The following is a 25928-nucleotide window of genomic DNA, read 5'->3' on the forward strand; positions in this document are numbered from 1 at the left end:
CCCCGTGATAGCACGGGCGCGTTTGGCGAGGAGTGTGACCCATGGCTGACGTGCCGACCTTCGTCAACCCCGTCCTGGGCGGAGACCGCCCCGACCCGGCCGTCATCAAGGTCGGCGACGAGTACTGGATGACGTACTCGTCGTTCGAGTCGGCGCCGGGGCTCCTGCTCTATCGTTCGCCCGACCTCGTGAACTGGACCTACGCGGGCTCGGCACTCGCCGAGCCTCTCGGCAGCACGTTCGCGGTCGACATCGCGGAAGTGGACGGGCGCTTCTTCATCTACATCCCGTTCATCCCCGCGCCGTGGTCGGCACTCGATGCGCCGGCGATCTTCGTCATTCACGCCGACTCGATGGAGGGCCCGTGGTCGGACCCGATCGACTTGGGCATCCGCTGGGCGATCGACCCGGGCCATGTCGTCGGCGAGGACGGCAAGCGTTACCTCTTCGTCAACGGCATCCGCCGCATCGCCCTCACGGACGACGGCCTTGCGACGGTCGGCGAACTGGAGCAGGTCTACGACGGCTGGCGCTACCCCGACGACTGGATCACCGAGGCGTATGCCCTCGAGGGGCCCAAGCTCTTCCGGCATGGCGAGTGGTTCTACCTGGTGAGCGCTGTCGGCGGCACCGGCGGCCCGCCGACAGGGCACATGGTCATCGTGGCCCGATCGCGCTCGGTGCACGGGCCATGGGAGAACAGCCCGCACAATCCGGTCGCGCGCACGGAGGACGCCTCGGAGAAATGGTGGTCGCGCGGACACGCGACGATCCTCTCGACCGGCGAGGGCAGCTGGTGGATGGTCTCGCACGGCTACGAGAACGGCTACCGCACGCTCGGTCGCCAGATCCTGCTCGAGCCCATCGCGTGGACCGAGGACGGCTGGCCGGTCGCCGCGCTGGACGACATCGGGGGCGAGCTGGATGCCCCGGCCGAGGCATCCGTCCCCTCCCCGTCCCGCGGGTTCGACGACGACTTCGCCGATCTGCGGCTCGGTGAGCGGTGGACCTTCCATGCCCCATCGCCCGGCGAGGCCGCGCGTCTCACGCTCGACGACGGCCTGGTGCTCGCGGGCAAGGGGACGGGGCCGGGCGACACGTCACCGCTCGCGCTCGTCGTCGGCGATCACTCGTACGAGGTCGAGGTCGACGTCGAGATCGACGAGGCCGAAGGTGGCCTGCTGCTGTTCTTCAACGACCGGCTGTTCTGCGGCATGGGGATCGACGGGGAACGGATGCGGAGCTACTCGGGCGGCCACGTCACGCACTGGCGGGAGCCGGCGCCCGAGGCGCGTCGCCTGCAGCTGCGGATCCGCAACGACCAGCACATCGTGACGGGCTGGTACCGCGAACCCGGCGGGGAGTGGGTGCGTCACGCGATCCGCTACGAGACATCGGGGTACCACGCCAACACCATGGGCGACCTCCTGAGCCTGCGCCCGGCGCTCTACGCGGCCGGCGCGGGGACGGTGCGGTTCCGCGACTTCCGGTACCGGCCCCTGCGCTGAGTCAGACGACCCGCAGGTCGACGGCCTGGGTCGAGGCGAGCGTTGCACCGAGGTGCAGGCGGAAGAGGCCGGGCTCCACGACGAACGCCGGGGGCGCAGCATCCACAGCCCAGAAGCCGAGCTGATCGCGGCCGATCTCGAACTCGAACTGCGTGGTGCGGCCGGGCTCGATGGTCCGGCGCTCGAACGCGACGAGCCTGCGGACCGGAGGAGCGACGCTCGCGACGACATCCTCGACGTAGACCTGGACGACCTCGTCGCCGGTGCGCGCCGACGTGTTGGCGACCTCGAGCGACAGTGACAGCGTCGCGCCGCCGTCGAGTTCGGCGCCGCTGATCGAGGAAGCCGACAGTGTCGCCGGAGCGTGCGCGAAGGTCGCATAGCCCGAACCGTGGCCGAAGGGGAACTCCGGCCCGAGCTCGAGGTCGAGGTACTTCGAGGTGTACTTGTCGGCGACGTTGGCCGGGCCGTGCAGGCCGATGTCGGCGGTCTCGGCGCTGAGCGATCCGCCCGTCGTCGCGGGGCGACCGGTGTTCTCGTGCGCGTAGTGGATCGGGATCTGGCCGACGGATCGCGGCCACGACATCGGCAGGCGTCCGGCGGGATCGACGTCGCCCAGGAGCACGTCGACGATCGCCGCCGCGGCCTCGGTACCGCCGTGCCACGCGACGACGACCGTCTCCGCGAGGTCGATCCAGTCCGACACGACGAGCGGGCGACCGGTTTCGAGGACGACGACGAACGGGATGCCGGTGCCGGCGATCTCGCGGATCAGCTGCTCCTGCCGTCCCGGCAGGCGCAGGTCGCTGCGGGAGGCGGCCTCGCCCGACAGCGCGCTGGGCTCGCCGACGAGCACCACCACGACGTCGCTGGCCCGCGCGGCCGCGACGGCGGCCGGGATGCCGGATGCGTCCTCGCCGAGGAAGTCGACGCCGGGCACGACTCGCACCTCGACGTCGGGTCGTCGTGCGACGAACGCACCGGCGATGGTCTCTGCGTCCGCGCCGAAGGACTGTGTCCAGGCGCCGAGGTGATCGGTTGAGTCGGCGTAAGGGCCCGTCAGCAGCACGCGGGCGCGTGCGCCGAGCGGCAGCGTCCCGTCGTTCTTGAGCAGCACCGACGACCGGGCGGCGGCGCGCCGCACGAGCGCCCGCCCCGCGTCGGTCGGGGCAGTGAGCTCGTCCGTCTCGCTCGCGTACGGAGAGTCGAAGAGACCGAGCGACTCCTTCAGTGCGAGCACGCGGGCGACGGCGTCGTCGAGGCGCGCGGGGTCGATCGCCGAGAGCAGGGCGTCGGCGACCTCCGAAGGGGCGCCGCCCATCTCGACGTCGAGCCCGGCGCGGAACGCCTGGGACGCGGCATCCGTCAGATCCTCGGCGATGCCGTGCGGAAGCAGGTTGCGCACGCCCTCGGCATCGCCCACGACGACGCCGGGGAACCCCCACTCGTCCTTGAGCACCCCGGTCATCAGCCGCCGGTTGGCGTGCATCGGCACACCGGCGACGGTGTTGAACGACGCCATGACCGCGGCCGCGCCCTCGTCGACGACCGCGCGGAAGGGCTCGAGATAGATGTTGCGCAGCCGGTGCTCCGACACGTCGACCGCGTTGTAGTCGCGGCCACCCTCGGGTTGCCCGTAGGCGACGAAGTGCTTCGCGGTCGCGGCGATCGCGTGTCGGCCGGCGAGGTCGTCGCCCTGGTAGCCGCGCACCATCGCGCGGCCCATGACAGAGGTGAGGTGGACGTCCTCGCCGAACCCCTCGACCACGCGGCCCCAGCGCGGATCGCGGGCGACGTCGACCATGGGGGAGAAGGTCCACGTGACGCCGCCCGAGCGTGCTTCGGCAGCCGCGAGCGCGGCGAGCTCCTCGACGAGCGAAGGGTCGAAGCTCGCGGCCTGCGCGAGCGGGACGGGCGCGATCGTGCGCTGCCCGTGGATGACGTCGAGCCCGACCAGCACGGGGATGCCGAGGCGCGTCTCTTCCACGGCGACCCGCTGCAGCGCGTTGGTCGCCGCCGCCGACCGGGGCCAGAAGATCGAGCCGAGACCCTCGCGGATGAGCTCCGCGGCATCGTCGTGCCGCGGACGGAACACGATCTGCAGCTGGCCGAGCTTCTCGGCCGGGGGCATCTCGGCGAGCAGCTTCTGCACGCGGGCGGATCGGTTCATCTGGTGCTCCTTCCGGGGGGGGGGGGCGACATGCGGGGCCGCGCACGGCTGAGACTCGGTCGGGGATCATGACGATGCCGCCCGGGGCGCATGGCCCCGGGCGGCATCGTTCACTGCGGATTCAGGGAGTCAGTTGCCCCACGCCGCGTCCATGTCGGCGAGCACCTGGTCGACCGTCTTCTGACCGGTCAAGAGGCCCTGCACTCCGACGCCGAGCGCGTCGTAGACGGCGGGGTTCGGCCACGTCGCGTTCGGCAGGCCCGCGTAGTCGCCGTTCGCGAGCAGGTCGCCGATCGGCGCGTACTCCGGAAGGAGCGTTTCGGAGTCGATGCCCGTGATCGGCACCGAACCCGAGAGGTCGGCGTACGCCTGGGCGTTCTCCGGCTGGGCGACCCAGTCGAGGAAGGCCTGCGCGGACGCCTTCACGGCGTCGTCCGACGCGGCGTTGATCCCCCACGCGTAGTTGGCGCCCGTGACGGTGAAGGCCTTCTCGCCGTCGGCGGGCGGGAACGCCTGCACGTTGAGCTCGGCGCCGGTGGCGTCGCCGATCGAGGCGGCGGCGCTGCCGGGGACGGCGGCCGTCAGAGAGGTCCCGCCTCCCATCCCCTGGGTGATCGAGTCGAACGTGCCGCCCGCGGCGCCATCCTGGAAGCAGCCCTTGTCGTTCATCTCGACGATGTCGTCGAGGACGTCCTTCCAGCCGCTGTCGGCGAACGTGACGTCGCCGGCTGCGCGCTGCTCGTTCCAGTCCGGCGTCTGGGCGTACACGCGGGTCGCCGAGATCAGCATCGAGATGAGCCCGGTGTTGAACGAGACGCCGCCGGCGAGAACGGTGAACGACTTGCCCGCGTCCCGCGCGTCAGCGCACGCGGCCAGGAGGTCTTCGTACGTCGAGGGATACTCGGTGACGCCTGCCTCGTCGGCCGCGGTCACGTTGAACACCATCCCGACGGGGGTGAGCGCGGTCGGCTGGGCGTACGTCTTCCCGTCGATCTGGAACTCCGCCTCGCTGCCGGCAGGCAGCAGGCCGGCGGAGGTGTCGTCGAGCGGCTCGAGGAAGCCCGCGTCGGCGAGAGTGATGACCGAGATCGGCTGCCCGGTGCCGGGCGCGAGGACCATCATGTCGGCCGCGTTGCCTGCCTGAAGCTGGGTCGTGACCTGGGTGTTGTAGGCATCCGACGGGTAGGGGATGACTTCGATCGGCACGCCGGTCTCTTCGGTGTACTTCTGTGCGGTCTGGGCGTAGAAGTCGTCGGCGTCGTTCGCCTGGGCGACCATGAGGCTGAATCCGACGGTGTCCGGATCGGCTGAGCTGTCGCCGCCGTCGGTGGAGCCGGAACAGCCGGCGAGGACGAGTGCACCCGCCGCAGGGATCGCGAGGAGCGACCACCGGAGGTGCCGAATGCGTGAGTGCTGTGGCATTTCTACCCTTTCATGACGTCGTTGTCGCCAGCATCGGGACGCTGGCTCGGCCTCGGGGCCGCACCTCAAGCCTCGCATGATATGTAGATTTCTGACATTAGTAATGCTTATGCGCGGCAATTGGCTCGCTGATCCCCTTCTGGGAGCTGTTCGAGCGCACTCGCCGTCGATCACACGCCTCAGGACGAGGACGGGTGCTGCGGCCGCTCGGCGACGATTCGCACCGGTCCCGCCAGCCCGGCCGGCGAGTGGCGCGCGGTGGGCTCGAAGACCCGCGTCATCGGCGTGGAGATCTCACCGCTCGGCGCGGCCGACTCGGCGATGAGCCGGTTGCGCCACGGGTTGGTGACGTGCACCTCGATCTCGTTCGTTCCCGTGCGGATGGCGCCGCTCACGTCGACGCGGAACGGCGGCGTCCAGGCGACGCCGCAGTCCACTCCGTTCACCCTGACGCGAGCCAGGTCGAAGGTGTCGCCGAGGTCCAGGAGCACGCGTGTGGCGTCTGCGGGCAGGTGGAGCTTCGTGGTGACCCGGTACGTGGCGGTGCCCGAGAATCCCGCGGCGACGGAGTCGGCATCCGTCCACAATCGCGGTTCTGGTCCGAGCGTGAGCGGTGCCGTATCGGGGAGCTCGAGCGTCCAGTCGCCCCGCACCGGCACGTCGACGAGATCGACCCTCCGGGGGCCTGCGCCGTGATCCTCCACGAGGAACAGCGATCCGAACGCGGGGAGCCGCACCGCGTATCGCCGCTCGCCTCCGCCCGATGGCACGAGCGGCTCCAGGTGCCCCGTCTGCACGGTCACCGGGTCCCACGCCGAGAGACCGACCTGGCTCGTCGCGACGAACGTCCGCTCGCGGTCGTCCGGATTCGCCACGAACATGATGCGGCGGCCGCCGACGATGCGCGCGATGCGTCGCACCTCCGCGTCCTCCAGTCCGATCGCGGGATGCACGCCGAGCTCCGTCAGCGCGGTGCCGAGGTCGCGGGTCGGCAGCACGCGCCCACGCGCACGGGGCAGAGTCCACACCCGATCGCACAGTCGTGCGAACTCGACCTCGTCATCGGCGAGCGACGGCGATCTGTCCGGGCGGACGCCCACGACCGTCGCCCCCGCGTCCAGCAGCCGCTCGACGTGCCGCAGGGTTGCGATCGTCATGTGATCGCTCGATCCGCCGAGATAGAGGAGTCGATACCGCGCCCCGGCCGAGGCCAGCCGGTCGTTCTCCATGCTGAGCAGCGCGAGGCCGTCCGTGCCCACGTAGTCGAAGTCGACCTTCACGGGAACCGCGTCGTCGAACCGCCCTCCGAACAGCGCGGTGACCGGCGCCTCCTCGCCGACGAAGTACGCGATGTCCACGGCGGGTTCACCCGACGAGAGAACGGCCGAGCAGCGTCCCAGGTAGTCGATCCATGGACCGGCGTCGCCGGCCCATGTCTCGTTGACGGTGAAGGCCTGCCCGAGGAACGGCGCGAGCGCGATGCCAGGCGGGGGCGCGGCGAGCGGCTGGTGCGGCGAAGTGTGGATGCAGAACCGCGTCACGCCCAGCGCGAGCTGAAGATCGGCGACGTGCTTGAGGCTCCGAGGAGTCGACGACCAGGGACGATCGAAGCTCGTGAACGCCTCCGCGCCGGTCCACGCCTTGCCATGGACATGGGCGACGGATGCCGCGCCCTTGAGGTCGGCGACATACGTGGGGCGCGGCCCGTGCTCGGGCAGGAAGGTCCACATCGCGCCCATCGGCACATCGGCGTGCGCGCGCATCGCGAGGTCGTCGCCGAGCTGCGGGCGCTGATCTTCGAGCGCTTCGGCGTAGTACACCATGCCGCGCGCGTGGGCCGCGGCCGCCAGTGTGCCGTAGTACTCGCTCGCGAGCAGTTCGGAGATCGTGCGGCGGTAGTCGTAGAGGAACCGATCGGAGTCCGACGCGGTGCGCACGATGAAGCCGGCGAGAGCCGGAAGCCAGGGGAGCGGGTCGTAGCCCCTCGCATCGGCGAAGCGGGCGAACAATGCGTCCGTCCAGTTCTGCGGACCGGCCTCGATGCTGTCGCTGAGGAGTGCGGCGAAGCCCTCATCCGCGCCGAAGCGCGCGAGGTGCTCGTCCAGATACGCCGAGACCCGCGGCCCGTCGAGCTTGTCGACCTCGAGTCCGGTGGTCTCCGGCGACGCGGGGCCGTTGGTCTGACCCGTGAGCGACGCCCCGAGCCGCAGGATCGTCCAGAGCCCGGGCGGAGCATCCCACCGCAGGACGCCGTCGGTGACCGAAGACGTGACGTCGACGATCGCGTCCGGATCGACGGAGCCTGCGCGGATGCGCGCATCGGTGCCGACGGCGTAGTAGTCGGGCACGACGCCGAACCCCGCCTTGACCTCCGCGTGATGCACGCGGCCGGCTGCGCGCAACGCGAACTCGGACACGACGAACTCCGACATGCGGCGCAGAACGGGGGGAACCTGCACGCCGTCGTCCAGCGCCGGCAGCGCATCGGCCGCGCTCGCGCCGGTCAACACCAGCCGGAAGCGCCGCGCGGTCGTCGCCGCGAAGCTCACCGTGCGTGCCGGGACGGTCGTGACCGGCAGCGCGGCGACCTCCCGATACGTCACGCCGTCGTCGCTCGCCTCGAGCACGGCGCTCGGGGGCGGGGCGGCGCCGAATCCGCGCGGCCCCGGCAGCCCGACGACTGCCGAGCGCACCGTCACCGGCTCGTCGAAGATCTGCTCGACCCACGCCGACGACGTCGCTTCGGGATCGCGGGGAAGAAGCACCGATCCGTCGAACGAGCCGTCGACGAGGCATCCCCAGTCCTCCACGCGCTCGGGGGCTGCTCCCGGAAGGATTGCGGATGCCACCACCTCCGCGGGTCGGTGCGCCACGTGGACCGGGTCCGCCGGCACGGCGAGGACGATGGAATCGGTCGCCCATCGCGGCGCATCGGCGGCGAGGCCCCAGCGCCGGCAATCCTGAAAGAGGCCCGGGGCGTCCGGCAGAGCCGCGAGTCCGACGATCCGACGACCGCCGCCCTCGAGGGGCGTCTCGGACCACACGAGCTTCTTCATCGCATCCGCGGGCGCGACCCACGGGCCGCCCGAGGCGCTCCATCCCGACGAGGTCGCGACGGCGAGTTCGATCCCCAGCTCATCCGCGGTCTCGACAGCCGACGCGATCGCGCGGCGCCAGGTCGTCGATCCGGGCCGGACCGCCGCCGGCACGATGAGAGGACCGCCCATGGCTCCGTCGAACAGCTGCACCCCTCTCACGCCGACCGCGTGCAGCCAGCGCAGGTCGCGACGCACGCCGGCGGGGTCGACGTTGCCGTCCATCCAGTGCCACCAGGCGCGGGGGCGTGCTTCGTCGGGTGGCTCGAGGAAGTCCTGCCAGAGCGGATCGGTCATGGATTCATCCTCTCCGCGACGCCTGGAGGGTGGCGTCCGCACCACTTATAGCCGATATCGCTGATACTAATGTGTGCTTTCGACACAAGTGTGGGAGGGTCTTTTCAAGCGCCGACGAGGGCGCGTGACGACGAGGTCAGAGAGCAGATGACAGTGACGATCGAGAAGGATGCCACTCGCACCCTCACCGTGCCTCCCGGAGCGCGGCGCACTCCGCGTCCTCGCGGCCGCAAGCCGCTGATCAGCTTCGGCCATTGGTGGTGGGCGCTGCCGGCCATCATCATGGTCGTCTTCGTGCACTACGCGGCGACACTGACAGGCGGCTTCTTCGCCTTCACGAACTGGACCGGCCTCGGCGACTGGGAGTTCGTCGGACTCGACAACTTCGTGCGCATCTTCAACGACCCGCTCCTGGTGGGCGCCGTCTGGAACACGCTGTTCCTCGCGTTCGGCTCGGTGATCCTCACGAACATCCTGGGCCTCGGGTTCGCGCTCGCGATCAATCGCACGCTCAAGACCCGCTACATCCTCCGCACGCTCCTCTTCATGCCCGTCGTGCTGAGCCCGCTCGCGGTCGCGTATGTCTGGAAGTTCATCTTCCAGTTCAACGGGCCGCTCAACGGGTTCCTCGCGGCGATCGGACTGCCTGAACTGCAGAAGGTCTGGCTCGCAGACCCCACGTGGTCGATCTGGGCGATCCTGCTCACGGTCGTCTGGCAGCAGACGGGCTTCGTCATGGTCATCTACCTCGCCGGTCTCGCGTCGGTGCCGGTCGAGCTCGAAGAGGCGGCTGCATTGGACGGCGCCGGGATCTTCAAGCGCTTCTGGCACGTGACGGTTCCCGGCATCCGCCCCTCGATCGCGATCGCGTCGACACTCGGCATCATCCAGGGCCTGCGGATCTTCGACCAGATCCTCGCGCTCACCGGCGGAGGGCCGGCGGGGGCGACCGAGACTCTCGCCACGCAGGTCTACAAACAGGCGTTCTCGCTCGGCCAGTTCGGATTCGGCTCGGCGCTCGCCCTCGTGCTGACCGTCATCATCCTCGTCTTCGCCATCCTCCAGCAGTACGCGACACGCGACCGCGACGCCGCGCGAAAGGCCTGACCCATGTTCCGGTACACCAAGCTCACGGCACTCCGCGAAGTCCTCATCTGGATCGTCGCGCTGATCGGCCTGCTGCCCTTCTACTTCCTGATCAACACGGCCCTGAAGTCCGACCAGGAGGCGTTCACGACCAGTGCGGTCGCTCCGACCACATCGCTCGACTTCGGCGCCTTCATCGAGGTGCTGACCACGGGTGGGCGCGACAGCATCCCGATGGCGATTCTGAACAGCGCCATCATCACCGCGGGCGCCATCGCCGGACTCGTGCTCTTCGGCTCGGTCGCCGCGTACGTGATCACCCGTCGCACCCGGGCGTGGACGAACCTCACGTTCTACCTCGTGCTCATCGCGATCATCCTGCCCGCGCAGCTCGGCACCGTTCCGCTGTACATCGGCGCGCGCACCGTCGGGCTCACCGGCAACGCCCTCGGAATGATCCTGCTGTGGATCGGCATCCTGCTTCCGCTCTCCGTCTTCCTCTATGCCAGCTTCTTCCGGGGGCTCACGACCGAGTACGAGGAGGCCGCCGTGATCGACGGGGCCTCACCGACGCAGGCGTTCTTCCGCGTGGTGCTGCCGCTGATGGCCCCGGCGACCGGCACGGTCGCGATCCTCGCGGGCCTGATCGTCTGGAACGACTTCTTCAACTCGCTGATCTTCCTCGGCGGCTCGACCACCCAGACGCTGCCGGTCGCGATGTACACGTACGTCGGCGGGCTCGTCTCGGCCTGGAACAAGATCTTCGCGGTGGTGATCATCTCGATGATCCCCATCCTGATCTTCTACATGGCCGCCCAGAAGAAGTTCATCCAGGGCTTCGCCGGCGGCCTGAAGGGCTAGCCGCCGGGATCCGACTCGATTCGAGAGCGGCCGGATCGTCGAGCGCAGGTGCCCGCGTCAGCGGGTTCCGGTGCATGCCGCCCACGACCACCTTGTTCCGACCTTCCGACGGAGACCACATGTATCAGCTCGCACCCAACATCGAACTCCTCTTCACCGAAGCGGGTGATTACCACGACCGCGTGCGCGCGGCGGCGGCCGCCGGCTTCGACGCCGTCGAGATGTGGGGGCCGACAGGGGTCGACGCGCCGTCGACGCCCAAGGACCTTCCCGCTCTCAAGGCGGCGCTCGAAGAGACCGGCACGCAGCTCACCGCGCAGCTTTCGGAGCCGCGCACGCAGTTCATGATCCCGCCGTGGGATCACTCGGAGTTCTTCCGCAAGCTCGACGAGGGCGTCGAGATCGCGCACTTCCTCGGGACGCCCCGCGTGGTGGTCGGCAGCGGAACCGGCTTCGGCGGCTGGAAGCGCCAGGTGCAGCTCGACAAGCTCATCGAGATCTACCAGAAGGCCATCGCGCAGATCGACGGCTCGGGCATCACGCTCGTGCTCGAGCCCGTCAACGTGCGGGTCGATCACCCCGGATCGCTCCTGGACCGCACGAGCGAGGGCGTCTATGTCGCGCGCGGCGTCGACTCGCCGTTCTTCGGCGTGCTGTACGACATCTACCACTCGGCCGTCGAGGGCGAGGACATGGAAGCGGAGCTCGCCAACGGCGGCGACCTGATCAGGTACGTGCAGCTCGCGGACGCGCCCGGACGAGGTGAGCCCGGTACCGGCGACCTCGACTGGCCCGAGCGCCTTCGCATCCTTCGTGCGAGCGGCTACGCCGGCCCGATCGGGCTCGAGTACTACCCGCAGACGGCGTCGGCGGAGTCGGTGAAGCACATCGCGGCCCTGGCGGCCTCGGCATGAGCACCCGCGTATACCCCGAGCAGGTCGACGTCGCGATCGTCGGCAGCGGCCCGGCCGGCGCGACCTATGCCCGAATCCTGAGCGAGCGGGCGCCATCGGCGACCATCGCGATGTTCGAGGTCGGCCCCACCGTGTCGGACCCGCCCGGGGCGCACGTGAAGAACATCGCGGACGCCGACGAGCGTGCCCACGCTCAGCGCCGGTCGGAGGGGCCGCACGCTCGCGAGGACGACGACCGTGTCGGCGGCATCGTGAAGTCCGCCCAGCGGCGCGCGCGCCCGGGCACCTACCTGCTCGAGTCCGGCTATCAGGCGGACGGCGAGGACGGTCTGCCGGTCGCTGCGTTCTCGAGCAACGTCGGAGGCATGGCCGCACACTGGACGGGGGCCTGCCCCCGGCCGAACGACAGCGAGCGCATCGGCTTCCTCGACGAGTCGGGCGAGCTCGACGAGCTGCTCTCGGAGGGGGAGCGACTGCTCGGGGTCACCACCGACGCGTTCGATTCGTCGCCGTATGCGGGGATCGTGCGCGGGCGGCTCGCCGCGGTGGAGGACGCTCATCGGGATGCGGATGAGCGCGTGCAGCGGATGCCGCTCGCGGTGCATCGCCGCGACGACGGGCCGCTGGTGTGGTCGGGTTCGGATGTCGTTCTCGGAGACATCACCCGCGGCAACCCGAACTTCACGCTGTTCGACGAGTCCCTCGTGAGCCGCGTGCTGGTCGAGGACGGCCGGGCCGCCGGCGTGGTCGTCACGGACGTCCGCACGGGAGAACGGCGCGACGTGCGCGCGCGCTTCGTCGTGGTCGCCGCCGACGCGCTGCGGACGCCGCAGCTGCTCTGGGCCTCCGGCATCCGTCCCGATGCCCTCGGCCGGTATCTCAACGACCAGGCGCAGATCGTATTCGCCGTGCGCATGCGCGACTTCACCCCCGCGGTCGATGCGGACGGTGTCCCGCAGACCGGCCTGAGCGAATACACCGGGGTGACGTGGGTGCCGTTCACCGACGAGATGCCCTTCCACGGCCAGGTCATGCAGCTCGACGCCTCTCCGGTGAAGCTCGCCGACGACGACCCTGCGGCGCCGGGCTCGATCGTGGGGCTGGGGCTGTTCTGCGCGAAGGACCTCCAGGCCTCGGACCGCGTGGCGTTCTCGGACGGCGACGTCGACGGTTACGGGATGCCCGCGATGCAGCTGCACTACACGCTGAGCGACCGCGACCATGCGACGATCGACCGGGCCAAGGCCGAGATCGTGCGCCTGGGGAAGGCGATCGGCGACCCCCTCGATGACCGCCCGTTCGTGATGCCGCTCGGAGCGTCGCTGCACTATCAGGGCACCGTTCGCATGGGTCGGGCCGACGACGGCGCGAGCGTGTGCTCGCCCGACAGCGAAGTCTGGGGAGCGCCCGGGCTCTTCGTCGCAGGCAACGGCGTCATCCCGACGGCCACGGCCTGCAACCCGACGCTCACGGGCGTCGCGCTGGCCGTCCGCGGTGCACGGCATATCGCCGATGAGATCACCGCAGATCTTGCTTCTGTCTGATTCAGACATTACAGTGTAGAAACTAAGACAAAGTAGTCAGGAGACAACTGTGATCCCCGATCGCATCATCGAGCAGGGCACGCTCAGGACCGACGGACCGCGTGCCGCGGTCGAGGTCCGGCTGCCCTGGTACCGGGCCCTGCCGGGGTCCTGCATCGCCGGCGCGGAGCTGACGATCGACGGCAAGACCGCCCCCGCGGAGTCGCTGCGCTGGGAGATGAACGGCGCTGAGTTCACGTTCGACGAGCTGCGCACGAACATCGACGAGTGGTGGTTCCCGACGGATTCGGCCGTGCTCTCGGGAGACCTCGACATCGAGCCGGACGCTGAGCACGAGGTGACGGTCGGGCTCACCCTCTACATCCCGTACATCATCATCTCCGATACCGAGACCTTGCACATCGACGAGAAGAACACCAAGACCATGAAGGCGGTGGCGGCATGACCGCGCTCGGCACTCCGATCCAGGGCGTGACCCTGTACAGCTTCACCAGAGCGTTCCATGGCCGGGAGTACGACCTCGAGGGACTCATCCGCAAGACGGCGGCGGACGGGTTCGGACCGGGCCTCGAGATCATCGGCTTCTCCAGCTTCCGCGGCTTCCCCGCGATCGACGATGCGTACGCGGGCTGGTTCAGGGATCTGATCGACGAAGTCGGGCTCGTGACGACCTCGCTCGCCGTCAACGCCGACATCGGCATCCATCGTGATCGCCTGCTGAACCAGGACGAGCTGATCGAGTACATGACCCTGCAGATCAAGGCGGCCGCGAAGCTCGGCTTCCCGATCGCGCGCGTGCAGATCTCGATCGAACCGGACTCGATGGAGGCTCTGGCCCCCATCGCCGAGGCACACGGGGTCACCCTCGCCCTCGAGGTGCACGCCGATCAATACGCCTCGCACCCGCGGATCCTCGCGCTGCGCGACCGCTACGAGAAGGTCGGCTCGCCGTTCCTCGGCTTCACGATGGACTGGGGCGCCACCGTCAGCGGCTTCGCCCCGTCGCTGATCGAGGCCTACCGTCGCCGCGGTGCGTCCGAAGAGCTCCTCGGACAGGTCGTCGAACTCTGGAACACGTACTACGAGCAGGGCCCGCCGGCCGATCAGGCCGACCACGGCCAGCGCTTCGGCTCATTCATCGGACTCGCTGCGCGCCACGGTCGCCCCGACCTCGGGATCGACTTCGGCATCAACGGCACGGGCCTGTTCGGCCCGGCGCGCGTGGATGACTGGCGCACGATCGCGCCGTGGATCAAGCACGTGCACGGCAAGTTCTTCGGTATCGACGAGAACGGCGAAGAGCCATCGGTCCCGGTGCGCGACCTCGTGAAGCTGCTCGTGGAGAACGGGTACAACGGGGCGATCTCCAGCGAGTACGAAGGCTGGCACTGGAACTACTGGCAGTCCCCGTTCGACATCATCGCGGGCGAGCAGGCCGTGCAGCGCTCGGCCGCCGGGGCGGCCGGTTCACGGATGATCACGGACCTCGCCGAGGCCCGTACGCAGCTCGGAGCCTGGCTGCCCAACACCGAAGGAGCACACGCATGAGCGACGGAATCGCCGGCACCGGCATCAAGCTGGGCACCACGCTGTATTCGATGACGAGCGAGTTCGCGGCGGGCCTCTATACGCCCGAGACACTGATCGCCGCGGTCGCCGAAGAGGGCATCGGCCCGGGCGTCGAGTTCAACATCGCCCAGCTGCTGCGCACATACCCCGACGTCGACGACGCGTTCGTGAAGCTCTGGTTCGACTCGCTCGAGAAGTACGGGCTCGAAGCCAGCGCCGTGGGTACCAACCTCGACATGGGGCGCCGCAAAGACCGCGACATGACCCCCGACGAGGAGCACGACTTCCTGGCGCGCCAGCTGAAGACGGCGCACACCCTCGGCTTCAAGAGGGTCGTGATCCGCTCGCACGGCAAGGAGCTGCTGCGCAGCCTCCTCCCGCTCGCCGAGAAGTACGACCAGAAGCTCGGGTACGAGATCCACGCGCCCTCCGGGCCGAACGACCCCCATGTGCTGCAGATGCGCGAGATGTACGACGAGCTGCAGTCGGATCGCCTGGGCTTCACCGCGGACTTCTCGTCGACGATGCACTCGCTCTCGCCGACCCTGCTGCGCACGCTCAGCCAGATGGGCATGGACGAGAAGCACTTCTCGGTCATGGACGAGATCTGGCACGAGCCCACGCCGATGCACGTGCGCAACCAGAAGTTCGAGGACTACCTCACTGCCGAAGGAGTCGACTTCCTGCGGTTCGGTCCCTTCACCCGCCTCGCCTTCAACATGCACGGGCTCGTGCCGCCGGAGGAGTGGCTCGACATCATGCCGCAGATCTTCCACGTGCACGCGAAGTTCTACGACATCGGCGCCGACGGCGAAGAGCCCGCGATGGACATCCCGCGCATCGTGAAGCAGTTCGTGGAGGGCGGTTATCAGGGCTACCTCTCGAGCGAGTGGGAGGGGCACGCCTTCTCCGACCTCGGCGAGTCCGACCCGATCGATCTGGTCAAGAAGCAGCACACGCTGATGCGGCGCGCCATCGAAGAGACCGTCGCGCAGAGCCAGCCGGCCTGAGCGCACACGCCCGAGAACGAGCCGATCACAAGGAGTGACATGACCGACACCGTCGTCGACGCATCCATCGCCGGACTGGCCGCCGAGGTGGCCAGGCTCCGTGAGCAGGTCGAGGACGCCCAGCGCCTCGCCCAGCGCGCGGAGGACCGGGGCCAGGTCGAGAACCTGTTCAACCGCTACATGTACCTGCACAACGCGTTCCAGGACGAGCAGATCATCCCGCTCTGGGTGAAGGAGGGTACCGAGGGCATCCGCGCGCGGTACACCAACGCCGGGCAGTACACCACGTGGGAGAGCGTCACGCGCTACCACCGCGACCGGCCGTCCCCGGTCGGAAAGCTCATCCTCCACGCCACCACGACCCCGGTCATCGAGGTCGCCGGCGACGGGCAGACCGCCAAGGGCGTGTGGCTGATGGCCGGTACCGAGTCGGGACTGACCGACCCGACGGTCGCGGAGGCGTTCCCCGACATGTACTCCCCGGACGAGGTGCTCGGCAAGAAGGTCTGGGCGCACTGGGTGTGGTGCAAGTACGCGATCGACTTCCTGAAGCAGGACGGCGAGTGGAAGTTCTGGAAGTTCCGCTGCTACGAGCTCGCCCGGGCCCCGTTCGAGGAGAACTGGGTGAGCTTCGGCCAGAAGAACCAGGGCGCCTTCGACCTCGACCTGATGTACTTCGGCGACGACGGCAAGCCCGTCTTCATGCCGCCGGCAGACCAGCCGGTGCCGGAGACGAATCACCCCTACAGCCCCGAGACCGTGCAGAAGCTCGAGCCCGTTCCGCCGGTGCCGCACGACCACTTCACCGACACCTTCGCCTAGGAGACATCATGGCCACTCACAACTCCCTCTTCTCCGAGAAGGACGTCCGGCGCACCGACGACGGGCTGGCGGTCTCGGTGCAGCTGCCCTGGTACCGCAGCCTCTGGCTCTCGGCGGTCGACGAGGTGGCGGCATCCGTCGACGGCGCTCCGGTGCCGACGGAGAACATCCGCTTCGCTCTCGGCGGCCGCGAATACCGGGTGGAGGAGCTGCCCGAGCAGTCCGACACCCTCTGGTTCGTCGCGGACCGTCCGGACGTGCTCATCCACCTCGACCATGTGCCGGCAGCCGGCGAGAAGATCACGGTCGAGGTCGTGCTCACCATGCGCCTGCTCTACATGCAGATCATGCCGGGCGAAGACGGCGGACCTGGCCGCTATGTGACCAACCGCGTTCCGGTGGAGCGGGAACTGGTGCTGGCATGACGCTCCGGGTGGCCATGATCGGCTACGGGTTCATGGGCGCCGCGCACTCGGTCGGGTGGCGGCAGGCGCCGCACGTGTTCTCCCTGCCGGAAGACGTGGAGATGGCGGTGATCGTCGGACGCAACGCCGAGGCGGTGGCGGATGCTGCCGCCCAGTGGGGCTGGGCCGAATCGGCGACCGACTGGCGCGAGGTGATCGCCCGCGACGACATCGACATCGTCGACATCGTGACGCCCGGCGACTCGCACGCAGAGATCGCGATCGCGGCATTGGAGGCGGGCAAGCACGTGCTCTGCGAGAAGCCGCTGGCGAACACCGTCGAAGAGGCCGAGGCCATGGCGGAAGCGGCCGCCCGCGCCGCCGCGCGCGGCGTCCGGTCGATGGTCGGCTTCACCTACCGTCGCGTCCCGGCGGTGACGTTCCTGCGGGATCTGATCGCACAGGGCGCGGTCGGCAGGATCGCGCACGTGCGCGCGGCATACCGTCAGGACTGGCTCGTCGACCCGGAGATGCCGCTGGCCTGGCGCTTGCAGAAGGAGCACGCGGGTTCGGGCGCGCTCGGGGACATCGGTGCCCACATCATCGACATGACGCAGTTCGTGACGGGCCTGGACGTGACCGCGGTGTCGGGCGTGCTCGACACGATCGTGAAGCAGCGTCCGCTGCAGGGATCCGGGTCGGGTCTGTCCGGGACCGCGGCAGACGGGGTGGGAGAGGTGACCGTGGACGACGTCGCCCTCTTCACCGGGCGGCTGTCCACCGGCGCCCTCGTCTCGTTCGAGGCCACGCGATTCGCCACCGGACGCAAGAACGACCTCTCGATCGAGGTGTCGGGCGACAAGGGCGCCCTTCGCTTCGATCTCGAGGACCTGAACACGCTGTGGTTCTACGACCGCACCGCACCCGAGACCACGCAGGGCTTCACCCGGATCCTCGTCACCGAGGCGCAGCATCCGTACGTCGCCGCCTGGTGGCCGGCCGGTCACATGCTCGGCTACGAACACGGGTTCAGCCACCAGGTCGTGGACCTCGTGACCGCGATCAGTGAGGGCGCCGACCCGCACCCGTCTTTCGCCGAGGGGTTGTCCGTGCAGCGCGTGCTGGCCGCCGTCGAGGAGAGCTCGCGGAGCGACTCGGGCTGGGTGCGCGTCGGTGCGCCGGTCGCGGCCGAGACGACCGCGGGATGACCCGTTGCCTCCGGCACACCGCCGGATAGGTTCATAGCAACACCAAAGCGAAGGAGCTTCGATGCCTCGTCCGATCACCCTCTTCACCGGCCAGTGGGCCGATCTGCCGTTCGAGGAGGTCGCACGGCTCGCGGGCGAATGGGGCTTCGACGGCCTCGAGATCGCCTGCTGGGGCGACCACATCGACGTGTCCCGGTGGGACGACGCGGAATACGTGCAGTCCCGCAAGGACATCCTCGAGCGCAACGGCCTGAAGGTGTGGGCGATCTCGAACCACCTCACCGGTCAGGCCGTGTGCGACGACCCCATCGACGCGCGGCACAAGGACATCCTCCCGCCTCGCGTATGGGGCGATGGCGAGCCCGAGGGGGTGCGTCAGCGAGCAGCCGAGGACATGAAGAACACGGCCCGGTTCGCCGCGAAGCTGGGCGTGAAGACGGTGAACGGCTTCACGGGTTCGTCGATCTGGAAGGCGGTCGCGATGTTCCCGCCGGCGTCCGACGAGTGGATCGCCGCCGGGTACCAGGACTTCGCCGACCGTTGGAACCCCATCCTCGACGTCTTCGAAGAGGTCGGTGTGCGCTTCGGCCTCGAGGTGCACCCGAGCGAGATCGCCTACGACTACTGGACCGCCAAGGCGACGCTCGAGGCCATCGGGCACCGCCGGAGCTTCGGCCTCAACTTCGACCCGTCGCACTTCATGTGGCAGCAGCTCGACCCGGTCGCTTTCGTCCTCGATTTCGCAGACCACATCTTCCATGTGCACGTGAAAGAGTCGATCACCAACCTCGACGGCCGCAACGGCGTACTCGGCTCGCACCTGCCGTGGGCGAACCCTCGTCGCGGCTGGACGTTCGTGTCGACCGGACACGGCGCCGTGCCGTGGGAGCCGCTGTTCCGCGCACTCAACGCGATCGGGTACGACGGGCCCACCTCCATCGAGTGGGAGGACGCCGGCATGGACCGGCTGGACGGAGCCCCTGAGGCGATCGAGTTCGTGCGCAAGCTCAACGCGATCACGCCTCCCGCTGCGGCGTTCGACGCCGCGTTCTCGACCAAGGCCGACTAGGCCCCGACCCGCAGGGTCCCGGATGCACCGGGACCCTCTTCGGCGTGCCTTCGCACGCCCCACACGAAGGAGTGTTCGCATGACCGACGTCCTTGACGTGCTCATCCTGTCGGGTCACATGACCCGCGAGCTCGACAACGAGTTCCGCAGCTTCCGTCAGCACAACCAGTGGCTCACGACCCTGCTCGAAGACACCGGACGCTTCCGCGTCCGAGTGGTTGAGGACCCCCGCGGTGTGGGCGCCGAGATCATCGACAAGTACGACGTGGTCATCGTCGTCTTCGAGGGCCGCGACGGCTACCACGAGAAGGCCGTCGGCTTCGGGGCGGAGACGGATGCTGCGCTCCTGAAGTTCGTCCACGACGACGGCAAAGGCATCGTGTGGTTCCACGGCTCCGCCGCACAGGAGGATGACTGGGGCTACCCCGACGAGTACAACGTCATGCGCGGCTCTCGGCTCACCGTTGCCGGGGGACTGCGGCCCCGCCCGTGGGGTGAGGCGCAGCTCGACACCGTCGAGCCGCGGCACGCGATCACCGAGGGCATCAGCGCCCGGTGGACGGTCACCGGCGACGACATCCTCACCGGCGTCGAGATCGCCGAGAGCGCCCAGGTGCTCCTCACGACGTACGACGACCTCGAGTCGTACGAGAAGGCGCCGATGTGGCCGATGTCGCACTACCCGGTGGCGATGCCGCCGGAGGGCATCGCTGCGCTCCCCGGCATGAACACTGATCAGCCGATCGCCTGGATCAACGAGTACGGCGCCGGCCGGTCGTTCACCATCACGATCGGCCACGACATCGACACGTTCCGCCGCATCGAGTTCATCCGCATGTTCCCGCGCGGCGTCGAATGGGCGGCGACCGGTGAGGTCACCCTCGACGGTCCCGACCGTCGGGGCGAGCGCCGCTTCCTGCCGTGGCCGTACTACAACAAGGAGGGGTGAGCATGACAGCTTCACAGCTGCGCGTCGGGATCTTCGGGACAGGCGGCATCGCCGAGCGGGCCATGGTGGAGCCCTCGACTCTCGTCGAGAGCGTCCAGGTCATCGCGGTGGGATCGCGCGACCCCGAGCGCGCCCGCGCCTTCGCGGACCGGTTCGGCATCGAGGCCGCCGGGGACTACGCGAGCGTCATGACGAACCCCGACGTCGACCTGGTCTATGTGGCCCTGCCGCCCACCGTCCACGCGCGGTGGGCGGTCGCGGCGCTGGATGCCGGCAAGCACGTCCTCTGCGAGAAGCCGCTCTCGGCCAACGGCAAGGACGCGCGCGCGATCGCCGACGCCGCCCGCGCGAACCGCCGGTCGGCGTTCGTCGGGTTCCACTATCGGCTCCACTCGTTCACTCAGCGTCTGCTGGAGGTCATCCGGTCGGGCGTGCTGGGTGACATCGAGGACGTCGAGATCGACTTCAGCATCCCTCACTTCGTCGTAGGGCCCGGCAATATCCGGCTGAACGGAGATCTCGGCGGCGGAGCGGTGATGGACGTCGGCTGCTATGCCATCGACCTTCTGCGCGCCGCGTTCGGTGAGGCGACCGTGCTGTCGTCGTCTGCCGAGCTGTACGACGACGACCCCCGCGTCGATCTGCAGACCGACTTCGTGCTGTCGTTCGACGACGGCATCACCGCGCGGGTGCGCGCGTCGTTCCTGGGTGACGACGAGGGACGGATGTCGCTGCACATCGTCGGATCCTCGGCGACGCTGCACGCGACCAGCGTGATCGTCCCGCAATGGGGCGCCACGCTGCGCGTCACCGCGGGGGAGGACGTGCTCATCGATGAGAAGGCGGTCGATGGTGAATCGAGCTACGTGGCGCAGCTGCAGCACCTCGTGGAGGTCCTCGGCTCCGGGGCCGCCACGCCGCTGCGCGCCCAGGACGCCGTAGCCACGATGGAACTCGTCGACGACGTCTATCGCGCTGCGGGACTTCAGCCCCGCTGAACACACGACGATGGCTGCCGATCCGCGGATCGGGAGCCATCGTCGTACTCGTGCAGCGGCGTCAGCGCGCGTGATCGAGCTTGCCGGGCCGCAGTGTGCCCGGGGATGTCGTCTTTCTCCTCCGGTCGAGACAGGTCTCGAGTCGCTGCCCCGCGGGCCGCGTGCCTGTCGCACGAACGACCGCATCTCACGCTCTGACGGATGCTCCCGTCAGCGCGCGGCGCGACAGCGCCAGGTGGGCTCGGGTCATCGTGGCGGCATCCGCGTCCAGCCACTCGTGGCCGCCCCACTCGCTCGTCAGTGTGCCGGCGAAGCCGGTGCGCCGCAGGGCTGCTCCGATGTCGCCGATCGGGCGCGACACCCGCCCTTCGGCGTCGTCGAGGTCCCAGAACTTCAGGTGCACGCCGGCGGTGAGGGGCAGCAGCGGTTCGAGGTCGGCCACCTCCGAGCGACCGAAGCGCACGAGCAGGTTCATGAAGAGCGTGTGGACCGACGGGGGCACTCGTCCCTCGCGGAGCGTCGCGATCACTGCTTCGTGGGTCTCGGGCGCCCGCCATGCGGTGTCGAGACGGTGAAGCAGAGAGTCGTCGACACCACCCCGGCGCAGCTCTTCGAGGTACGACGGCGGCAGCGACGGCATGAGCATGCTGATGTCGATCAGCACCCGGATGCGGGGATCGTCGAGCTCCTGGAGCAGCTCGAGGTTGGCCGCGTTCGCGGGCACGTCGAGGCTCTGCTGCCCCTGGATCTCTTCGTGGAGCACGACGCCGAGGTCGTGGAGCACCGGCTGCGCCAGGCGCAGCAGCTCGGACCCCGTCTGCCCGAAAGGGACGCGCACGCCCCGGGCGCCGAGACGCGCGGCCGCACGCAGCTGCGGCACGAGGAACGCGAGCCGCTCCTCGTCCGTGCGACGGCGCGAGGGCGACGCCCAGTCGTCGAGGCTCGCGCCGACGATCGTCACGGCGCCGCCGGCAGCTGTCAGGCGCTCGCGGAACACGTCGACCTCCGCGTCGGAGGGATCCGGGAACGAGCGCCACACCTGCCCGGCCTCGATCTCGATGGTCGCGGCGACACCCTCGCCGACCACGCCGATCGCGATGTCGGACGCGGAGCGCTCTGCGCGGATGACCTCCGGCGTCCAGTTGAACGCGCTGGCTGAGACGGTCCACTCGCCCGGCAGGTCGCCGCCCGCCGGCACCGCCTGCTCGGCCGGGGTAGCCCTGTCTGCGACCGGGCGGCGAGCGACGGATGCCTCGTCCCGGAGGCCGAGCGCACGATCGGCGCGCAGCGGCAGCGCGAGCGGCCCGGACGGGCCCGCCTGCAGATACGGCACCACGAGCACGAACGACACCGAGACATCGTGCGCGCCGGGCGGCAGCATCCCGACGCCCCGCAGTTCGAGGCGGTCCTGGATGAACCACCATCCCGGCTCGGTGGAGAGGGCGCCCGGTGCGACGTCGCGCCCGTCGAGCCGGGCGGTGACCGAGACGGGGGAGCCGTCGATAGAGACCGCGAGATCGGTGACGGCCGCCAGCGGCATGGACCGGATCCACGGCAGGCTTACGTGCAGCGCGAAGCCGGATTCCGTCGAGACGAGCGCATCGTCCTGCAGCAGCGGCAACGCCATCGTGTTCACTCCCTTGTGCCGGCCGATCGGATCGGCTTCAGACAGGAAGCTACACGCTTTTGTCGTTTTTCGTAAGAAGTTTCCGGGTCTCTGTCACAGAGCTCAGGCGACGGCCTCGAGTGCCCCGCGAATGGCGACGACCGACGGCCTCCCGTCGCTGAACCACCGCGGGAAGGTGACCTCGAAGAGCTGCTCGCGCACCATCTCGACACCGCCGCGCAGCGGCTCGCGCCGGTCGTTGACGGACTGCGCGATCGTCAGGTCGCGTGTGGCGAGGGGGAGTGACAGCTCGTAGACGCGCTGGCGCACCTCGGCCAGCAGAAGCTCGCCGGCACCGGCCATGGCGCCGCCGATCACGATGACCGACGGGTTGAACATGTTGACGAGCGCGGCGATCGACTCGCCGACGACGCGGGCCGAGCGCTGCACGAGCCGGATCGCGAGGGCGTCGCCGTTCTCGGCCGCGATCGAGATCAGCTCGGGCGTGAGCTCCTCGCCGTCGGCGACGGCGGTGGCGAGCACGCCCGTGGCGCCGGCCTCGATCTCGGCGAGGGCGTCGCGGATCATCGCCCATCCGCCGGCGACGGCTTCGAGGCACCCGATCTTGCCGCAGCGGCAGAGGGCATCCGAATCGCGCACCCGCACGTGGCCGATGTCGCCGGCGGCGCCGTTGACGCCGCGATGGATGCGGCCGTGCGAGAGGAGGCCGGCGCCGATGCCGGAGCCGATCTTGCAGTAGATCAGGTCGAGGCGGTCGTCGTCGCGGCGGGCCCGCTCTCCGAAGGTGAGGAGGTTCACGTCGTTGTCGACCCAGACGGGAGCGTCGTAGCGCTGCTCGAAGCGGCGGCGCACGTCGAAGCCGTTCCAGCCGGGCATGATCGGCGGTGCGACAGGACGACCGCTGTCGAAGTCCACCGGGCCGGGCACTCCGACGCCGATGCCCCAGACCGGCACGTCCGGGGTGCGCGCGAGCACCTCGTCGATCATGCTCAGGGCCTTGTCGAGGGTCTCCGCGGGACCGCGGGCGATGTCCCACGGCGAATGCTCCTGATCGATGACGTCGCCGTCGAGGAGCGCCACGCCGACGTGGATGTGGAGCGCGCCGAGTGCGCAGACGACGATGCGCCCGGCGTCGCCGCGGAAGCGGAGGGTGCGCGGTGCGCGGCCCCCCGACGAGGGGCCGAACTCGCCGTCGGCGAGGTAGCCCATCTCGATCGCGTGGTCGACGCGCTGCGTCACGACGCCACGGCCGAGACCGGTCACGCGGCCGATCTCGGGACGGGTGGCGGCCTCACCGGTGCGAACCATGTTGACGATGCGGAGAAGGCTCGTCATCTCGTCGGTCTGTGCGCCGAACCGCAGCGTGGACTCTCTGGCCATGGTCGATTCTTACATAACACTGCACGCTAGACGCGGAAATCGAGACACCTATAGTCAAACGGCTTCACACTTAGGTACGCTTCCAGCCGAAGTAAGGAGGCAGCCATGGCGCGTGGTGTGGGCATCATCGGTGCGGGGCCCGGAGTGGCGGCGCTGCATCTTCCGACGCTCGCGCGCGTGGGCGACGCCTTCCGCGTCGTGCACATCGCCGACGGGGGCAGTGGCCGCTCGGCGGCACTCGCGGTGCGGGTGGGTGCGCGGTCGTCGACGGGTGTCGACGCCATCATGGCGGATCCGGAGGCCGAGGTCGTCGCGATCTGCAGCCCGCCCGCCCAGCATGCGGCGCAGATCATCGCGGCCGTCGCCGCCGGCAAACGCGCGGTGTTCTGCGAGAAGCCCATCGGCACGACGGTCGCCGAGGCGGAGGAGGCCGTCGAGGCGTGCCGCCGCGCCGGGGTGCCGCTGATCGTCGGCACGAACCACTACTTCGATCCGGCGTGGGGCCGGGCCAAGCATCACCTCACCGTGTCGGGCGGGCCGGTCGTCTCGATCTCGGTCACGCTCGCGCTGGCGCCGAACGCGCGGTATCACGAGCTCGTCACCGAGCTGCCCGCATCGGCGGCCGCCGGCCGGGGCGCTCCCGACCTGACGCGCGCCGCGGTTGCCGCGGGCGTCGTGCGCCAGCTCCTCACGGGGCTCGCGATCCACGACATGCCGCTCGTGCGTGATCTGGTCCCGCGCTTCGAGCGCGTCGTCTTCGCGCGGGCGCTGCCCCCGCTCGGGTACGCGGTCGGCTTCGTCGCCGGCGGGGTCCCGGTCCAGCTCACGATGGTGATGCTCCCGGAGGGCGCCGACACGCTCTGGCGCATCGCCGTCGCGACGGCCTCCGACCGGCTCGACGTCAGCTTCCCGCCCCCGTTCGTGCACGCGGGCGGAGCGCGGGTGCGCGTGCGCGCCGCGGACGGCCGCGACACGATCTACGCACACGACCCCCTCGACGGATACGTCGCCGAGTGGCGCGCCCTCGCGGAGCTGCTCGACGCCGGCCTGCCCGTGGAGTACGACGAACTGCTCGACGATGCCCGCTACGCCCTGCGGCTGGCTGACGCCGCGGCAGAGCTGATCGGAGCCGCAGCATGACGACGCCCGTTCGCACCGACCTCGACGCCTACCGCATCGCGGTGGCCGAGCTGCCCGAGAGCGCGGTGGCGAGCCGTGACACGAAGGGTGCCGTCGCCGTCGTGCGCGGGGGCGACGGGTGGTGGGTGGTGGCCTCTGATGCGATCGCCGCCGGCGCGGCGGCCGTCGTCGTCGCGCAGCCCGCCGTCGCCCCGATCGAGGCGCTCGAGGCTCTCGCCTCACTCGCCGGTGCGACGCCCGTGGTCGTGGAGCGCCCGCTGCTGCGCGCCGACCTGGTCGCCGGAGTGGGCGCTTCGATCGAGGAGCTCCCGGCTCCCGGCGCGCTCGTCGTCGAGTGTCATGCGCCCGCGCGCACCCTCGGTCCGGCGTTGCGCGACGCGATCGGGTGGGCGCGGGTCCTCGCGCGCGCTCCGCTCGCCCCTCTGACGACCGAGTCGTGGGGCGGCCGCGTGCTCGCGCTCCTCGGGTCCACAGAGGGCGCTTCCGTGTCGATCGTCGCCGCCGCGCAGCCGGGCGCGCCGATTCCCGGCCGCGTGCGGATCACCACGATGGCCCCGACGCGCGTGGAGATCGACGCCGATCTCGAGACCGTCGCCTGCGTCACGGATGCCGCGGGTCGCGGCATCCTTCCCGCGCTCTTCGAGAGCCCCGAGCGCGTCGCGCTGCGCCGCGCGATCGCGGCGGTCCGCGCGGGCGAGCCGCCGTCCGATCTCGCGGATCTGCGCCATGACACAGCGCTCGCGGCCGCGCTCCTCGCCGCGCCGACGGCATAAACGTCGGTGATCTGAGGGATAGCCGATATGGGATTCCTCGATATGCCCGAGTTCGGCGAAAGTGGTTGACGGGATCACCCCG

General features: G+C 69.6%; 21 protein-coding genes. 16 read left to right on the forward strand and 5 right to left on the reverse strand.

The window, feature by feature from the left end; translation table 11 throughout:
• Positions 1-41 precede the first annotated feature (41 nt).
• Positions 42-1508: a family 43 glycosylhydrolase gene (locus ASF40_RS03330; protein ID WP_235560113.1), complete on the forward strand. Its 1467-nt coding sequence runs from the start codon at positions 42-44 to the stop codon at positions 1506-1508.
• A 1-nt stretch (position 1509) separates the two neighbouring features.
• On the opposite strand, the gene ASF40_RS03335 is transcribed toward ASF40_RS03330, so the two are convergent.
• The 3 genes from ASF40_RS03335 to ASF40_RS03345 all read right to left on the reverse strand — a co-directional run bounded on the left by ASF40_RS03335 (position 1510) and on the right by ASF40_RS03345 (position 8492).
• Positions 1510-3678: a glycoside hydrolase family 3 N-terminal domain-containing protein gene (locus tag ASF40_RS03335; RefSeq protein ID WP_056366305.1), complete on the reverse strand. Its 2169-nt coding sequence runs from the start codon at positions 3676-3678 to the stop codon at positions 1510-1512.
• 129 nt (positions 3679-3807) lie between these two features.
• The gene (locus tag ASF40_RS03340; protein ID WP_056366307.1) at positions 3808-5100 is read right to left on the reverse strand and encodes an ABC transporter substrate-binding protein; all 1293 of its coding nucleotides are present in this window, start codon (positions 5098-5100) and stop codon (positions 3808-3810) included.
• Positions 5101-5279: 179 nt separating this feature from the next.
• The gene (locus ASF40_RS03345) at positions 5280-8492 is read right to left on the reverse strand and encodes a glycosyl hydrolase (RefSeq protein ID WP_056366312.1); all 3213 of its coding nucleotides are present in this window, start codon (positions 8490-8492) and stop codon (positions 5280-5282) included.
• Positions 8493-8639: 147 nt separating this feature from the next.
• Between ASF40_RS03345 and ASF40_RS03350 the strand changes: the two genes are divergently transcribed.
• From ASF40_RS03350 to ASF40_RS03410, 13 genes are all read left to right on the forward strand, one after another.
• On the forward strand, positions 8640-9599 hold the full coding sequence (locus ASF40_RS03350) for a carbohydrate ABC transporter permease (RefSeq protein WP_056366316.1): 960 nt from the start codon (positions 8640-8642) through the stop codon (positions 9597-9599).
• 3 nt (positions 9600-9602) lie between these two features.
• A complete protein-coding gene (locus ASF40_RS03355) occupies positions 9603-10439 on the forward strand; it encodes a carbohydrate ABC transporter permease (protein ID WP_056366318.1) in 837 nt (278 codons plus the stop codon).
• A 119-nt stretch (positions 10440-10558) separates the two neighbouring features.
• Positions 10559-11353 (forward strand): TIM barrel protein, encoded by a 795-nt coding sequence (locus ASF40_RS03360; protein WP_056366322.1) that lies wholly within the window; start codon positions 10559-10561, stop codon positions 11351-11353.
• Positions 11350-12897 (forward strand): GMC oxidoreductase, encoded by a 1548-nt coding sequence (locus tag ASF40_RS03365; RefSeq protein ID WP_056366327.1) that lies wholly within the window; start codon positions 11350-11352, stop codon positions 12895-12897. The genes ASF40_RS03360 and ASF40_RS03365 overlap by 4 nt, the downstream gene beginning before the upstream one ends.
• 49 nt (positions 12898-12946) lie before the next feature.
• Complete coding sequence (locus ASF40_RS03370; RefSeq protein WP_056366336.1) at positions 12947-13342, forward strand: C-glycoside deglycosidase beta subunit domain-containing protein; 396 nt, start codon at positions 12947-12949, stop codon at positions 13340-13342.
• The gene (locus ASF40_RS03375; protein WP_056366338.1) at positions 13339-14445 is read left to right on the forward strand and encodes a sugar phosphate isomerase/epimerase family protein; all 1107 of its coding nucleotides are present in this window, start codon (positions 13339-13341) and stop codon (positions 14443-14445) included. The genes ASF40_RS03370 and ASF40_RS03375 overlap by 4 nt, the downstream gene beginning before the upstream one ends.
• Positions 14442-15476, forward strand: coding sequence for a sugar phosphate isomerase/epimerase family protein (locus tag ASF40_RS03380; protein ID WP_056366341.1), 1035 nt, complete (start codon positions 14442-14444; stop codon positions 15474-15476). Before ASF40_RS03375 ends, ASF40_RS03380 begins: the two co-directional genes overlap by 4 nt.
• A gap of 39 nt (positions 15477-15515) precedes the next feature.
• Positions 15516-16298: a nuclear transport factor 2 family protein gene (locus ASF40_RS03385; protein WP_056366344.1), complete on the forward strand. Its 783-nt coding sequence runs from the start codon at positions 15516-15518 to the stop codon at positions 16296-16298.
• Positions 16299-16306: 8 nt separating this feature from the next.
• On the forward strand, positions 16307-16723 hold the full coding sequence (locus tag ASF40_RS03390; RefSeq protein WP_056366346.1) for a C-glycoside deglycosidase beta subunit domain-containing protein: 417 nt from the start codon (positions 16307-16309) through the stop codon (positions 16721-16723).
• Positions 16720-17910, forward strand: coding sequence for a Gfo/Idh/MocA family protein (locus ASF40_RS03395; RefSeq protein WP_200919416.1), 1191 nt, complete (start codon positions 16720-16722; stop codon positions 17908-17910). The genes ASF40_RS03390 and ASF40_RS03395 overlap by 4 nt, the downstream gene beginning before the upstream one ends.
• A 61-nt stretch (positions 17911-17971) precedes the next feature.
• The gene (locus ASF40_RS03400; RefSeq protein WP_045298598.1) at positions 17972-18979 is read left to right on the forward strand and encodes a sugar phosphate isomerase/epimerase family protein; all 1008 of its coding nucleotides are present in this window, start codon (positions 17972-17974) and stop codon (positions 18977-18979) included.
• A gap of 79 nt (positions 18980-19058) precedes the next feature.
• Positions 19059-19928 carry a ThuA domain-containing protein gene (locus ASF40_RS03405; RefSeq protein WP_056366354.1) on the forward strand — a complete coding sequence of 290 codons (870 nt, stop codon included), beginning with the start codon at positions 19059-19061 and terminating at the stop codon, positions 19926-19928.
• 2 nt (positions 19929-19930) lie between these two features.
• Complete coding sequence (locus ASF40_RS03410; protein WP_056366357.1) at positions 19931-20926, forward strand: Gfo/Idh/MocA family protein; 996 nt, start codon at positions 19931-19933, stop codon at positions 20924-20926.
• Positions 20927-21113: 187 nt separating this feature from the next.
• Here ASF40_RS03410 and ASF40_RS03415 read toward each other — a convergent pair whose 3' ends face one another.
• Together ASF40_RS03415 and ASF40_RS03425 are read right to left on the reverse strand one after the other, a co-directional pair.
• Positions 21114-22553 carry a sugar phosphate isomerase/epimerase gene (locus tag ASF40_RS03415; RefSeq protein WP_235560114.1) on the reverse strand — a complete coding sequence of 480 codons (1440 nt, stop codon included), beginning with the start codon at positions 22551-22553 and terminating at the stop codon, positions 21114-21116.
• 102 nt (positions 22554-22655) lie between these two features.
• Entirely contained in the window at positions 22656-23933 is a 1278-nt protein-coding gene (locus ASF40_RS03425) for an ROK family protein (protein WP_056366359.1), read from the reverse strand.
• A gap of 105 nt (positions 23934-24038) precedes the next feature.
• Between ASF40_RS03425 and ASF40_RS03430 the strand changes: the two genes are divergently transcribed.
• Both ASF40_RS03430 and ASF40_RS03435 read left to right on the forward strand, forming a co-directional pair.
• Complete coding sequence (locus tag ASF40_RS03430; RefSeq protein WP_056366361.1) at positions 24039-25073, forward strand: Gfo/Idh/MocA family protein; 1035 nt, start codon at positions 24039-24041, stop codon at positions 25071-25073.
• Positions 25070-25846: a hypothetical protein gene (locus ASF40_RS03435; protein WP_056366364.1), complete on the forward strand. Its 777-nt coding sequence runs from the start codon at positions 25070-25072 to the stop codon at positions 25844-25846. Before ASF40_RS03430 ends, ASF40_RS03435 begins: the two co-directional genes overlap by 4 nt.
• The last annotated feature ends 82 nt before the right edge of the window (positions 25847-25928 follow it).

It is taken from the genome of Microbacterium sp. Leaf288 (genome assembly GCF_001422925.1).
Classification (GTDB): domain Bacteria; phylum Actinomycetota; class Actinomycetes; order Actinomycetales; family Microbacteriaceae; genus Microbacterium.